Genomic DNA, 13,120 nt, shown 5'->3' with positions numbered 1-13,120 from the left:
GATTGCTAAAGTAGCCTGTCTGACGCGCAGCACGCCAGTGCGCTTTTCTGCTAAGTTTTGCCAGCTGCCGTCAAAGCCCGGTGTCGGTGCGCTTTACCGAGTCGAGCGTGGCGAGATCGCGCTCATTACCGGTCAGCTCCGTTAACTGGCCTTCGCGCATCTCCAGCAGCCGATCGGCATGAATGAAGTAATGATCGTCATGGCTGATGGCAAACACCGTTTTACCCGCCTGCTGCAACCACGGCAGCAGCTCGCGATAAAAGATGCGGCGAAAATGGGGATCCTGATCGGCCGCCCACTCATCCAGTAACAGCACATCGCGCTCTTCCGCCACCGCCAGCAGCAGCGCCAGTCGCTTACTCTGCCCTTTAGATAGCCGCAGGTTCAGCACTTTGTTGCCTTCAATCTTCAGTTTGTCCTGCATCTTCAGCCGCTCCAGCCACTGCTGAACCAGCGCCGGATTGGCCGCAACCCCTTCCCGCCCGATTAACCGGTCAAACAGATGCAGGTCGGTAAAGACCGCCGAGAACTGGCTGCGCCACACATCCAGCTCGTCAGCCGTGATCGCTTTACCATCAAGCAGCAGCGTGCCGGACTGCGGCTGATAAAGTCCGGTCATCAGCATCGCCAGCGTCGATTTCCCGCTACCGTTGCCGCCAATCAGGAACACCAGTTCTCCCCGGCGCAGCGTCAGGTTAATTGGTCCCACCTGGAAGCCATTATCACCATAGTGAAAAGAGACGTCGCGCAGCTCCAGTGTCTGCCAGTCAGAGACGGCAGATGGGGCGTGAAACCCGGGCTGATAAGGCGCGAGGTCAAAGGCGTTGAGCTTACGGAAAGCGACCTGGGCACTGAGCAACGTCGGTAACGCGCCCACCGCCGAGAGCAGCGGCGTGCGTAAGAAAAGCAGCGTCAGGGAAAAGGTGGCGGCGACGGCGGTATTAGCCCAGCCCAGGCTGTTAGCCATAAAAAAGACCATGCCGATAGCGCCTAGCGTCATGATATTTGACCAGTTAACCGCACTGAGATGGTAAGTATCCGCGCGTACAATATGATGACGCCAGGCGCGGGCATCTTCCTGATACACGGTGTCATAGACCTGCTGTGCACGGGAGCGGTTAAGCTGCAGCTCTTTGCGCCCTTCAATCACCGTCTGGTAATCGCGATAGAGGTTATCTTCGATTTCCCGCAGCTTTGCCATGTGCTGATACACGCGTGAAACCAGCATCCAGCCGCCCACCAGCGTGACACCCAGCCAGAGACTGGTCACCAGCAGCATTTTGGGCGACAGCCAGGCGAGATAAATTGCCGAGCCAAGCGTAATGATGACGCCCTGAAACAGCTCCGGCAGGCGTACAAAGGCCAGCGTAATCGCCCGCACATCGCTGGTCAGTCCCGCCAGCAGCTGCGCACTGCCGAGTTGCTCGATGCGCTCAACCCGGGAATCGAGGATACGCTTAATAAACTCGCCGCGCAGTCGCCAGACAAACTGATGGCCAAGCATCGTCAGCGCCAGCTGCGAGGCCAGCGTCACCGCCATCAGCACCACCAACTGCAACAGAAACTGCGGCAATACCGCAAAGGAGGTGTTAATGGCGACAATCATTTCGCGATTAATGAAGGCGATCATGCCGATACCCAGCACGGCGCTTAACAACGTCAGCGCAATCACCCCGAGAAAAGGCCAGCGGAACTGGCGAAAAACAACGCTTAACAACGTCATGCAGGCAATCCATCAGCTAAAAACAGCCTGCAGTGTAATGGGATGCCAAATGATAGCAATAGTTATTCTCACCACGCCATAACCGGCGTGGCGGGTCAAAAGGCGCGGCGAAACGTCAGGTTATAACGCCAGGGACCGGCCAGCGGATGAACGCCTGGCTTCAGCGGCAGGATGCCGTGATAACGCAGGCGCGACGGCCCGCCCCACACCACAATATCGCCATGTTCCAGCAGCACACGCTGAGTCGTGTCGCCGCGCTCGAAGCCGCCAAACTGGAAAACCGCCGGCAAGCCCAGCGACACCGAAACGATAGGCTGGCGCAGATCTTTCTCATCTTTATCCTGATGCAGCGTCAGCTTCGCGCCCGGTTCATAGCGATTAAGCAGGCAGGCATCCGGATTAAAGTCAGGAAATCCTGCCTCTGATGCCGCCTGCTTTGCCAGAGTACGAAACAGCGGTGGCATGGGTGGCCATTGACGTCCGTTGAGGTTGTCCTGCTGCTGATAATTGTAGCCACGTGAATCCACCGACCAGCCAAAATCGCCGCAGTTGGTCATCGCCACCGACATGCGATGGCCGCCGGGCGTAATGCGATGGGCAAACGGGTTCTGTTCCGCAATCGTCATGATCTGCTGATAAAGCGCTTCTGCCTCTTCGCGCGCGCGACGCCGCAGGATCACAGCTCCTTCAGCCAGCGGCTCCTGCCAGGGTTGCTCTTCACTAAAAAGATCTAACATCAGGGTTCTCCGGATTTGTCGGGGATCAGGAAGGCAGCAAACTGCGGCGACATCCAGCTGACAAATTTATCGCCCTGCTTACTAATCAGATAGACCGCCAGATGCTCTTTTATCGCCAGTGCTTTGGCTTTTTCAGTGCCGAGTACCATCAATCCGGTATCCCAACCGTCGGCTTCCAGTGCCGTAGTGGCGATCACCGTGGCGGAGACCAGTTTATGCTCAATGGGCCGTCCGGTAACGGGATCGATCACATGAGAAATGCGCTTGCCGTCCAGTTCATAATAGTTGCGATAACTGCCGGAGGTGCTGATACCGTGTCCCTGCAGATCAACGCGCGCCTGAACCGCATTTTCGCGATCCGTCGGTTTCTGAATCGCCACACGCCACGGCTGCTGCTGCGCATTCAGACCACGACTCAGCACCGCACCCCCGACCGACACCAGATAGTTGTTGATGCCGAGCTGCTCCATCAGCCGCGCCAGATGATCGGTAGCGAAGCCCTCGCCCACCGTTGAGAGATCCACATAAAGGTCAGGCAGATCTTTCTGCAGCCACTGCCCGTCTGCACCCTGCACCACCCGCAGATGCTGTAACCCGGTCTGCGCCCGGGCGGCAGCGATCTGTGCCGCATCCGGCGTATGACCAGGCTGTTTCGTCGGCCCAAAACCCCACAGGTTAACCAGTGGCCCGACGGTGATATCCATCGCCCCGCCGGTTTGGCGGCCAATTCGCAAAGAGGTGATGACAATATCCGCCATATTTTCACTCACCGGCTGCGGTGACAGCTCCCGGCTCTGGTTGAAGCGCGATAGCACGGAATCGGCTTTCCAGGTTGAGAGTTCAGCATCATCTGCGTCCAGCCGCTGCTGAATGCGCTGCTGCAGCTCCGCTTTACGTTCGCTCTCTACTCCCGCCAGGCTCACACGCCAGATGGTCCCCATCGTTTTTCCTTCCAGTACCAGTGCGGTTGTTGCCGCTGGCTTATCACAGGCTGCTAACATCAGTACCAACATCGCTATAAACAGCAGATTAATCTGAGAACGCATCTTCCCTCACTTGTAACACTTTATTCAGCTCTGCTACAAAGCATAAACTTCGGGTAAATTAGCTTAAATAGCGTTGAATATTTTTCTGAATCACGAGAACATTCACCGGTCATCTATCCTGACCCCGCCTCCCGACAGGCGATAAACATTAATTCAAAGTAAGGAGCTACAGATGATTTATGCGATTCTCGTTATTGCCCTGGGTCTGTTTGTTTATGGAAGTTATAAAGTGGTCGAACAACGTCGTCATCGTCATATGACGCCTTCCCGGCCGCGCCATTAACAGGCCTGGCTGCACCTGATTGGGGCAATGCCTCTCTGACGCGCGCGGCAAGTGTACCAAAACGGGCGCGCCGTCTGTGGCTGTGAGAGCGGTAAAGCTGGCATGAATTCTGCACTGTTGAAACAGTGTTTATCTCTGAGAGGTGCAGAATGAAAAATTCACAGAAGTGGCCAACAGCATGGCATCACTGGCTGAGCTTTTCAGCCTTTACGCTGGCAGGTGTGGCATTTGAAGGTGCACGATTCGGCAGTGTTGTGTCGTCGGTAACAACAGCACCAGAACCCACAAAGTGGCAAAAGGCTGAAGCGCTCAGCCCGGAAGGTGATGCAGGAGCGCAGCGGTAACTGCGCTCCCTGACAACTCAGAACATTTAGAACTGGTAAACAAGACCCAGTGCCACCACGTCGTCGGTATTGATACCGGCTGCGTCGGTGAAGGCGTTGTCGTCCAGCAGGTTGATCTGGTAATCAACATAGGTAGACATGTTTTTGTTGAAGTAGTACGTCGCGCCAACATCGATATATTTTTTCAGATTCTGTTTGCCCCAGTTCTGAACATCGGTGCCGCGTGAGGTGACATAGGCCAGGGATGGACGCAGGCCGAAGTCAAACTGATACTGTGCAACCAGTTCCCAGTTATCCGCTTTATCCGCATACCCGTAAGCTGAAGAGGCGTCACTGCTGTCACCAAAGCGGGTCGCATTGTAAGCACGTGAGTACATCGCTGCCAGATAGACATTGTTCGCGTCATATTTCAGACCGCCTGTGTACACTTCCGCTTTATCGCCGCGGCCAAGAATACCTGACGTTGCGCTGTTCTGATCATTGGTACGGTCAGACTGGAAAGCTGCTGCGCCAATGCCGAAGCCCTGACCCAGATCATAGGTGGTGCTCAGACCCCAGCCGTCGCCGTTCTGGCCCAGTACGTCGCGGCCATTAGGTGATTCGCTGCTGTTGCCATTCTTGCCCTGATACTGGACTGCAAAGTTCCAGCCATCCACCAGACCAAAGAAGTTATTGTTGCGGTAGGTCGCCATGCCGTTACCGCGCTGATACATGAAGTTATCCGCGCCATAGGTATCGCCACCAAACTCGGGCAGCACGTCGGTCCATGCGCCGATGTCGTAGGCTACGCCGTAGTTACGACCGTAGTCGAACGAGCCTGCATCCCCAAATTTCACGCCGGCAAAGCCGACACGGGTGAAGCTGTCAGCAGTGCCCTGAGACTCGGCGTTGTTCAGCGCGGCCTGATATTCCCACTGGCCGTAACCGGTCAGCTCATTGCTGATTTCGGTTTCACCTTTGAAGCCGAAGCGAACGTAGGATTGGTCGCCGTCAGAGCTGTCGTTATCAGAGAAGTAGTGCAGACCGTCAACTTTACCGAAGAGGTCTAATTTGTTGCCGTCTTTGTTATAGATTTCAGCTGCGTTTGCTGATCCTGCTGCAACCAGCAATGCAGGGATCACCAGGGAGAGAACGCGACGTTTCATTTTATTACCCTCTGTTATGTGCCTTTATTATTTGCCACTGCGAACTGAATGATTAAAAATTCAGCCGGCAGGCCATTGTTGTTATATAACGGGCAATAATCCACCAGGAAAATGCTACTAAATTTCCAAAAGTGTTTCATAAGTCGAAACAGTTATTTCTTAATGTAAATATCGGGGAACTAATAACCAGCACGGATCGATAAAAATCAGCGCACGAATCGTCAATCTCAATTGGTATTCTTTGTTATCAACAGGTTGCATCAGACCTTTCTGAAGCACTGAATGATAAAACTTTTGCGGGATCTGGTAATAGAATAGACCCCGCTATCATCATTTATTCCATTATTACCTTCATTCTCCCCGAATGAGATGTACAACTTATTATTTCCCGCCGGACAAATCGTCCGGCATTTTTTTGCCTGCAATTTGCCGTTCCGTTATATCCACGTAAACTTTCTTAAGCGGGTTAAATTAACTACGTCTTATTTCCACACAGAGTGTTAAATTGCGCACGCTTTGCACACGGAATGATGAAATATCCGCCATGTTAATTTATCACCGTAATTAAGCAGGCGGATAGTGGGGATGCTGCTGATTGTCAGCGCTCGCGTAGCGATTCTTTGACTTTATTCAGCGGCTTAATCAGATAGTCCATGACCGATTTCTGACCGGTTTTAATCTCCACGTTGGCCACCATACCCGGCACAATCGGGAATTTTCGTCCGGCACGGTTGGTCAGCTCCGCTTTCTGGGTACGAACGTAAACACGATAGTAATATTGATCGCGTTTTACCTCATCCTGCAGGGTATCGGGCGACACCGTTTCAACTTCGCCGGGCAGGTCGCCATAGATAGAAGAGTCATAGGCGGTCACTTTTACGGTGGCGGCCAGACCGGGGCGGATATAGGCGATATCACGTGGATTGATGCGCGTCTCAATCAGCAGCTGATCCTCCAGCGGCACGATTTCCATCAGCTTACCGCCTGGCTCCAGTACGCCACCGACCGTGGTGACCTGAATATCTTTGACGATGCCGCGTACCGGTGAGTAGAGCGTAGCACGCGTCAGCTGATCCTCTTTGCCCGCAGCAACCTGCAGTTGTGCATCCAGTTCGGCATTGTTTTTCACCTGCTCTTCATGGGCACGCACCAGATAGTCGTTACGCGCCTCATCAATTTTACCGCGCAGATCGCTGACCTGACGACGCAGACGAATCACCTCGACCTGTCCTGCCGCGCCCTTAGCCACCAGCGGTTCCGTCAGCCGCAGTTCATCCTGTACCAGTTTCAGCGACTGCTGCAGGTTACTGATGGTTTCGGTGAGATTACGACGACGCGATTCGTAGAGCTGCCGTTCGCGCGTGACCAGGTTCGGCTCCTTCAGGGTTTCGGCGCTGAACGTCAGCGGCGTGCCCGACAACTCGGCCTCAAGCCTTTCGGATGAGGCACGCAGCGTGCGCACTTTGGCCTGCGCTTCGCCGAAGTTGGACTGGAAGCGCGTCGGATCGAGCGTCGCCAGCACCTGCCCTTTCTCAACAATATCGCCCTCATGCACATTCAGCTGTTTGACGATGCCGCCATCCAGGCTGTCAATCACCTGCGCGCGGCTGGAAGGTGTTACCTTACCTGTGCCGACGGTCACCTCATCCAGAATGGCGAAGTGCGCCCATATAAGAAAAATCGCCAGCGCGGCGGTGCAGAGCCAGATAATTGCCGATGTCCGGCGCTCATGACGGGCAAGATCTTTATCAACAATAACCAGACTCATGCAGCATCTCCTTTCCCTGGCGTCGCTGGCGTCGTCGCACGGCGCAGGATCTCGTCACGCGGGCCATCGGCCACAATCCGGCCGTTATCCATCACCACAATCCTATCAACCATCTTCAGCAGCGCCGGGCGATGCGTCACCAGCACCAGCGTCCGGCCACTGATCCAGCCCTGTAGCTGACGGATCACATGTTCCTCCAGCTGTTCATCCATGGCCGCAGTCGGCTCATCCAGCAGCACCACCTGCGGCTGCCGCAGGATCATCCGGCTCAGCATCACCATCTGACGCTGCCCGCCTGACAGCCCGCGTCCGCCTTCATTGATAATACGATCCAGACTGGCGGCATCCTGCTGGACCAGCGACAGCGCGCCGCTGATGCGCAGCGCCTGCAGCATCTCCTGTTCGCTGGCGTGGGGATTACCCAGCATCAGGTTCTGCCGCAGCGTGCCAAAGAAGAGACGGGAATCATGCGACAGCCAGCCGAGCTGACGGCGTAAATCGACAGGATCGATACGCTCAATGTCGACGCCATCGACAATGACTTTGCCCTGAGTGGCCTGCGCCTGACCGGCCAGGATCTTCAGGAGCGTCGACTTCCCTGCCCCGACTTTGCCCAGAATGGCAATCTTCTCGCCGGGCTTGATCTGCAGCTGCTGCACGTGGAGCACATTTTTTTCATTCTCTTCGTCATAGCTGTAATGGACATTGCGCAGATCGTACTGGCCGGTAAGCGTCGGACAGTGCGCCAGCGTGGCGGCTTCAGGCTGATCGAGCGGCTTTTTCAGCAGCTCATCTAGCCCTTTCATCGCCATTTTGGCGTGCTGCCAGCGTGAGAAAACCATGGTCAGCTGCATTAATGGGGCGATGGTGCGGGATGAGAGCAGGCTACAGGCAACCAGCGTACCGGTGGTGATTTGCGAATCGAGCACCAGATAGACACCAAACACTAGCATTCCGGCATAAGTGAGCTGCTGCACGGTCGATGCCCAGCCGGTAAGGCGTGCGCCCCATAACCGCTGCTGATTGCTGATTGAAGCGCTGACTTCGTGGGTCTGTTCCCACTGACGCTGGAAATAGGGTTCTGCCTGCAGCGCCTTGATATCCTCAATCCCTTCGATGGTTTCCACCAGCACCGCATTGCGCAGCGCGCCCTCGCGCAGCCCCTCTTTGGCCAGCCGCGCCATCGGGATCTGCACCAGCAGGCCGGGAATAACGATCAGCGGGATTGCCGCCAGCGGGATCAGCACCAGCCAGCCGCCCACAAACGACATGATAAACAGGAACAGGATGACAAACGGCAGATCGGCTGCTGCACCCACCGTGGTTGAAGTCAGCAACTCACGCACCTGGTCGATCTCACGCAACTGCGAAATAAAGGAGCCGGTCGATTTTGGCCGCGCCTCATTACGGATGCTCATCGCCCGGGCAAACAGCATGGCGGAGACTTTGAGGTCGATGCGTTTGCCCATTAAGTCTGACACCTGAGTTCGCATCAGCCGGATCACATACTCAATGGCTGCGGCGATCAGCACCCCGACAAACAGTACCCACAGCGTGGACTGCGACTGCGCCGGAATCACCCTATCGTAGACCTGCATCGAAAAGAGAATACCGGCCAGCGCCAGCACATTACTGATCACCGAGGCCAGCGAGATCTCGGTAATACGGCGACCCATGCCACGAAAGTTTTTCCAGAACCAGTGCGGCTCATAGGGCTGAACAAATTCGTCGATACGCGCATCCCGGCCACGCGCCGCCACGCCAATCACGCCGACATCGCCCTGAGCGCGCGTCAGCAGTTCCGATAAGGCGCTTTCACGCACCACATCGCCGCCTTCACTGAGCCAGTAGCGTGCGTTGCCGTCAGAATCGATATTCTCCAGCACCGCCACGCTGGCATTTTCCAGCACCAGCACCACCGGGGTGATCTCCTGACGCCAGCGCAGTTTGTTCTGCGGTACCATGGTCAGATGCAGTCCCAGCAGCCCGGAAAGCCGCTCCAGCTGCTGTGACACCGGCAGATGTTCAAACCAGCGCATCTGCTGACGCAGGGTTTTGCCATCGGCAGGTTTACCGAATCGCGCGGCGACGCGCAGCATGGCGGCAATCCAGTTATCGGTATTCAGGGTTGAAGTACTCATTATTTATGCCTTATCGCTATTGCAGCGAAGGAAGGAGATCGCCGCTGCTTTGCTGGCGATCGATACCCATGATATCGAGCAGATTGTCTACCGCGGCGGCATAGCGCACGGTGGCGTCCCAGCCATCGTAAAGCGCGGTGATACGTGAGCTGTCGGCCTGAAACACATCCTGTTCCACGCTCAGCAGGTCGTTCAGGCTGCGCTTACTCAGACGATATTCATCGGCGTAGACATTACGGGTATGGTCGGCGCTGGCCAGCTGCACTTCTCCGGCGGCCTGCCGCTGCTGTGCCCCGATCATGTCGGCATAGGCAGTCGAGGCGTTCTGATTGATGGCAAGTTTGGCCTGCTGCACCGCAGCCTGTGCCGCTTCGCGATCGCCCTCCGCTGACTCAGTTTTGGCATTCACCATGCCGCCCTGATAAAGCGGCGCTTCCACCTGCAGCTGCACTTCATCATCCCAGTAAGACGAACGATCGTTTTCATAGCGGGTCCGGCCTGCCTGCACTTTGATGGTCGGCCAGTGCCCGGACTGAGCCTGGCGCACCCGCTCACGGGCGGCTTCCTGTTTAGACTGCGCGCTGCGTACTGCGGCGCTGCTTTCATAGGCAATTTTGTCGAGGGTGATCTGCTGTTTCAGCAACGCCTGGGGCAGTTCGGGCAGCGTGGCGGGCACGACACCGGTCAGCACGGTCAGCTGCGCGGTGGCAGAACGCAGCTGGGCGCGATATTGCTCCAGCGTGGCCTGCATCGCGGCGATGCGGGTTTCCGCCTGCAAAACATCTGACTGGGAATTGAGTCCGGCATCGGCACGCAGTTTTGCGATATCCCGTACCCGCTGCAGCGAGGCGATATTGGTGTGCGCCGTTTCAGACAGCGCCTGGTAGCGTTTGACTTCGAGGTAGGCCTGCAGCGTATCTTCCGCCACGGTCGTCATCGAATCGAACAGGCCGAAACGATAAGCCTCTGACAGGGCATGCTGTTCATCAATGGCGCTGCCGGTGCGGCCAAAGTCGTAAAGCAGCTGACTGAGCGTGATACCGCCGGAGCCATTATTGTTCAGACTGCCGGCTGAGTCGGTCTGGTGAGAGCGTCCCGCGGCACCCTGCAGTGAGATCTGCGGATACCAGGCGCTGCGGGCGGCATCCAGATCCCCCTCACCGACGTGGATCTGTGCCGCCGCTTCCGAGATTTTCGGATTGCGGGCAAAGGCCCGGAGAATGGCGTCGCGCAGCGTTAAGCTGGCAATCTGTTCTTCGGTTGGCGCGGCGCGCCAGTTAAATTCGGCTTTCGGTAACGGTGCGGCAAAGGCCGCGGGCACTGCCACGCCACTCAGGGCGCACAACAAAAAAGTTAATCGCGCTTTGTTCATTATCCATACCAGCAGGGGTTCTTATCATCATGGTGTTTTTCCTGGTGAACAAAGCGAGCAAAAAGGGGTGTATCTCAGAGCCAGACCGTTTTATTGCGTTATTTTATTTATGGTTCGCAGGCGGGACGCTAAACGACCTTTAACATTATTAGATCATATCCCGCGCTTATTCCTGCTAAAAACAGATGAATTCTTTAATATTTCTCCTACATGGACGAAAAACAACCAACAAAGGAATCCATACCAATCCAGACAGGCTTAACAGACCTGTCCGGAAGGCAGTGATTTTACTAATGTGTTGGCGTCAGACTATCGGCTGTGCCGCAGGATGCTGCAACAGATGATCGGCAAGGGTGTAAGAAACATCGGAGAAGAGATGACTCTCCTGCGGTACGGCAGAAGCCGTGGAGGCGTGCGCCACGTGCGCGGTCTCCGCCTGCTGGGTCAGCGTGACGGTTTCCAGCAGGTTATCCACCGTCTGATCCGCCATCAGGCTGGCCGTTTCGGTATGCGATACCACCTGCACCGTCTGGCTGGCCGTGGCCAGATTACCGGCACTGTCTATACCGCTGACCGTCATCTGGTACTCACCATCATCCAGCGGCGCCAGCTCCCCGGCCAGAATGGTCAGTGCCCAGCCACCATCCGCTTTTACGCTGGCGCTGTAGTGTTGATCGCCCAGCGTTAATTCTACCAGGCTGCCCGGTTGCAGATGGCTGGAGCTGCCCTGGATCAGATGCCAGCTGTTCACATCGGCGGCATCAATTTTGTTGTCATCAAAGGCGGTGTCCAGCGTCAGAGTTGGCCGCTGATGCACGGCCACGGTAAAGAGGGAGTCCCGGTTCTGCGTGTCGCTGTTGCCATACTCATCGTGGCGATAGAAGGTGGCAGCGACCGGGCCATCCGGCAGCGCCATCAGCTCGCCGGAGGTAAGCGTCACCATGCCCTGCGCATCGGGCTGGTAGGTTTTGCCGTTGATCTCCAGCGTGTTGCAGCCCTCAACGTAGAAGCTCAGATCGTGCTGCGCCTCCTGATAGTTAAGCGTCATGTCATCGCCCAGATCCATTTCGGTGTAGATCGGAATAAAGCCGGTGTGGATATTCAGCTCATGCGTGGCATCCGTGTAGTTATTGGCCCCGTCGATCGACCAGGCGCGGATCTCGCCAATATTAATAAAGTCGTGCACATCCGCCGCCGGGATCACCACCTGCCAGTGGCCATCCTCGCCTATTGTGGCAGCATAATCTTTCTGGTTGGCACCGGTGATCACCAGCCGGTGACCCGGCATCACGGTAGAGAGCGTGCCGCTCAGCAGCAGATCCTGCTGGGTTTCCGCCAGATTAATCACGTCGTCCGACGTGATCTTATCAAAGGTAATTTTTGGCAGGCTACTCAGGTGGGTAATCAGCGTCAGGTCGTGATAGTCGGTTACGGTTTTTCCATTCGGATCGGTCGCCGTCACTTTGAGGCTGTAGACGCCATCCTGCAGCGCCTGCATATCGCTTTCCTGGAAAGTGCCATACCACTTGCCGCCGCTTTCCATGTGGGCAGTGGTGGTCTGCGTGCCCAGGGTTAATTTCAGCAATGACCCCGCCGGCAGGTGTGTTGCGCTGCCGCTGATTTCAACGCCGTAAATGCTCTCAGCAATATTTACCGCGTTGTCGCCACTGACCGTGTCTACTGTCAGGGTCGGTTTGATGGTGCGATCAACATAGAGACCAAAATCGACGTCGGTCGTGGTGCTGTGGCCCGCTTTATCGGTAATGGTCAGCGCCAGGCTATGATTGCCATCCGGCACGCCTTTCAGGGCATCAGCCGGCATGGAGGCGTTCCAGTAGCCCCACTTGTTAACGGTGCTGTGCCAGCTCTGGTCGTTAAACGTCAGCGTGACCGTTGAGCCCGCTTCGCCTTCAGCCCGGCCGCGCAGATGCACCGGCTTTTGCGCCTCCCAGGCGGCAATGACGCCATCTCTGGCAATCGGTTCATAGGGGCGCAGTGCAGCGGGTGGCGAACTTTCCACCGCGCTGACCGCCAGGGCACTGTAGTTGAGCGGACTGCTATGCGGAGACTCCGCAGAGAGAGGGGTGACGGGCAGATTAAGACTCTGCGTTGCGACTGGCGCAATGGCGGGCAGCGCGCTGTCGGCGACGGCAAAGTCGCTCACCGCCGTCTGGAAAATGGATTCGAACCGGACGGAACGAAGCGTATCGCGTGTTGACATAGGTAACCTCAGTTCAGAACAGAAACGCAGACCAAAACGCCCGGATAAACCGGACGTTAAGACTGACGATGGGTAGTGGGCCAGCTGACGCTGCCCGTTTCCGCTGGTCGGAACTGATTACCCGCAGGTAACAGGGATGATGAAAGAAGACGCTGATAAAAGCGACAAATGGAGCCAGAATGCTGATTTACGGCGTCACGCCGTTTGCTGCGCTTACCCTAATCTTTCATTCTGCTAATGAATAGTGGCGATAATCTGGAAAGTGAAATTATTACGTGACTAAAACAAAAAAAGCGGGTGCTTCCGCACCCGCTTCTCATAACGACCTGACAGACGTTGC

10 protein-coding genes are annotated in these 13,120 nt (G+C 56.1%); 2 read left to right on the top strand and 8 right to left on the bottom strand.

The window, feature by feature from the left end; all coding sequences use genetic code 11:
• Window positions 1–70: 70 nt before the first annotated feature.
• From IV493_RS05115 to apbE, 3 genes are all read right to left on the bottom strand, one after another.
• Window positions 71–1,723, bottom strand: coding sequence for a multidrug ABC transporter permease/ATP-binding protein (locus IV493_RS05115; RefSeq protein WP_013358544.1), 1,653 nt, complete (start codon window positions 1,721–1,723; stop codon window positions 71–73).
• A gap of 95 nt (window positions 1,724–1,818) precedes the next feature.
• Entirely contained in the window at window positions 1,819–2,460 is a 642-nt protein-coding gene (gene alkB, locus IV493_RS05110) for a DNA oxidative demethylase AlkB (protein ID WP_033783711.1), read from the bottom strand.
• On the bottom strand, window positions 2,460–3,506 hold the full coding sequence (apbE, locus tag IV493_RS05105) for an FAD:protein FMN transferase ApbE (protein WP_195857830.1): 1,047 nt from the start codon (window positions 3,504–3,506) through the stop codon (window positions 2,460–2,462). The genes alkB and apbE overlap by 1 nt, the downstream gene beginning before the upstream one ends.
• Before the next feature lie 172 nt (window positions 3,507–3,678).
• On the opposite strand from apbE, the gene IV493_RS05100 reads away from it, so the two are divergent.
• Entirely contained in the window at window positions 3,679–3,789 is a 111-nt protein-coding gene (locus tag IV493_RS05100) for a hypothetical protein (RefSeq protein WP_013358547.1), read from the top strand.
• Window positions 3,790–3,938: 149 nt separating this feature from the next.
• On the top strand, window positions 3,939–4,133 hold the full coding sequence (locus IV493_RS05095) for a hypothetical protein (RefSeq protein WP_013358548.1): 195 nt from the start codon (window positions 3,939–3,941) through the stop codon (window positions 4,131–4,133).
• 26 nt (window positions 4,134–4,159) lie between these two features.
• On the opposite strand, the gene ompC is transcribed toward IV493_RS05095, so the two are convergent.
• From ompC to IV493_RS05070, 5 genes are all read right to left on the bottom strand, one after another.
• A complete protein-coding gene (ompC, locus tag IV493_RS05090; protein ID WP_033783713.1) occupies window positions 4,160–5,278 on the bottom strand; it encodes a porin OmpC in 1,119 nt (372 codons plus the stop codon).
• 598 nt (window positions 5,279–5,876) lie between these two features.
• Window positions 5,877–7,046: an HlyD family efflux transporter periplasmic adaptor subunit gene (locus tag IV493_RS05085; protein ID WP_013358550.1), complete on the bottom strand. Its 1,170-nt coding sequence runs from the start codon at window positions 7,044–7,046 to the stop codon at window positions 5,877–5,879.
• Window positions 7,043–9,187, bottom strand: coding sequence for a type I secretion system permease/ATPase (locus IV493_RS05080; protein ID WP_195857829.1), 2,145 nt, complete (start codon window positions 9,185–9,187; stop codon window positions 7,043–7,045). Before IV493_RS05080 ends, IV493_RS05085 begins: the two co-directional genes overlap by 4 nt.
• A 16-nt stretch (window positions 9,188–9,203) precedes the next feature.
• Window positions 9,204–10,559 carry a TolC family outer membrane protein gene (locus IV493_RS05075; protein ID WP_013358552.1) on the bottom strand — a complete coding sequence of 452 codons (1,356 nt, stop codon included), beginning with the start codon at window positions 10,557–10,559 and terminating at the stop codon, window positions 9,204–9,206.
• A 304-nt stretch (window positions 10,560–10,863) separates the two neighbouring features.
• Window positions 10,864–12,780, bottom strand: a complete 1,917-nt coding sequence (locus IV493_RS05070; RefSeq protein WP_195857828.1) for an Ig-like domain-containing protein — start codon at window positions 12,778–12,780, stop codon at window positions 10,864–10,866.
• Window positions 12,781–13,120 lie beyond the last annotated feature (340 nt).

The organism is Pantoea sp. SM3640, assembly GCF_015654165.1.
Lineage (GTDB): Bacteria > Pseudomonadota > Gammaproteobacteria > Enterobacterales > Enterobacteriaceae > Pantoea > Pantoea vagans.
The sequence above is the reverse complement of the archived record's forward strand: the minus strand, read 5'-3'. Positions and strand labels throughout refer to the sequence as shown.

Excerpts from the sequence above, each read along its gene's own strand:
- IV493_RS05115 (WP_013358544.1), bottom strand. The coding sequence starts at position 1,723 with ATGACGTTGTTAAGCGTTGTTTTTCGCCAGTTCCGCTGGCCTTTTCTC.
- alkB (WP_033783711.1), bottom strand. The coding sequence starts at position 2,460 with ATGTTAGATCTTTTTAGTGAAGAGCAACCCTGGCAGGAGCCGCTGGCT.
- apbE (WP_195857830.1), bottom strand. The coding sequence starts at position 3,506 with ATGCGTTCTCAGATTAATCTGCTGTTTATAGCGATGTTGGTACTGATG.
- IV493_RS05100 (WP_013358547.1), top strand. The coding sequence starts at position 3,679 with ATGATTTATGCGATTCTCGTTATTGCCCTGGGTCTGTTTGTTTATGGA.
- IV493_RS05095 (WP_013358548.1), top strand. The coding sequence starts at position 3,939 with ATGAAAAATTCACAGAAGTGGCCAACAGCATGGCATCACTGGCTGAGC.
- ompC (WP_033783713.1), bottom strand. The coding sequence starts at position 5,278 with ATGAAACGTCGCGTTCTCTCCCTGGTGATCCCTGCATTGCTGGTTGCA.
- IV493_RS05085 (WP_013358550.1), bottom strand. The coding sequence starts at position 7,046 with ATGAGTCTGGTTATTGTTGATAAAGATCTTGCCCGTCATGAGCGCCGG.
- IV493_RS05080 (WP_195857829.1), bottom strand. The coding sequence starts at position 9,187 with ATGAGTACTTCAACCCTGAATACCGATAACTGGATTGCCGCCATGCTG.
- IV493_RS05075 (WP_013358552.1), bottom strand. The coding sequence starts at position 10,559 with ATGAACAAAGCGCGATTAACTTTTTTGTTGTGCGCCCTGAGTGGCGTG.
- IV493_RS05070 (WP_195857828.1), bottom strand. The coding sequence starts at position 12,780 with ATGTCAACACGCGATACGCTTCGTTCCGTCCGGTTCGAATCCATTTTC.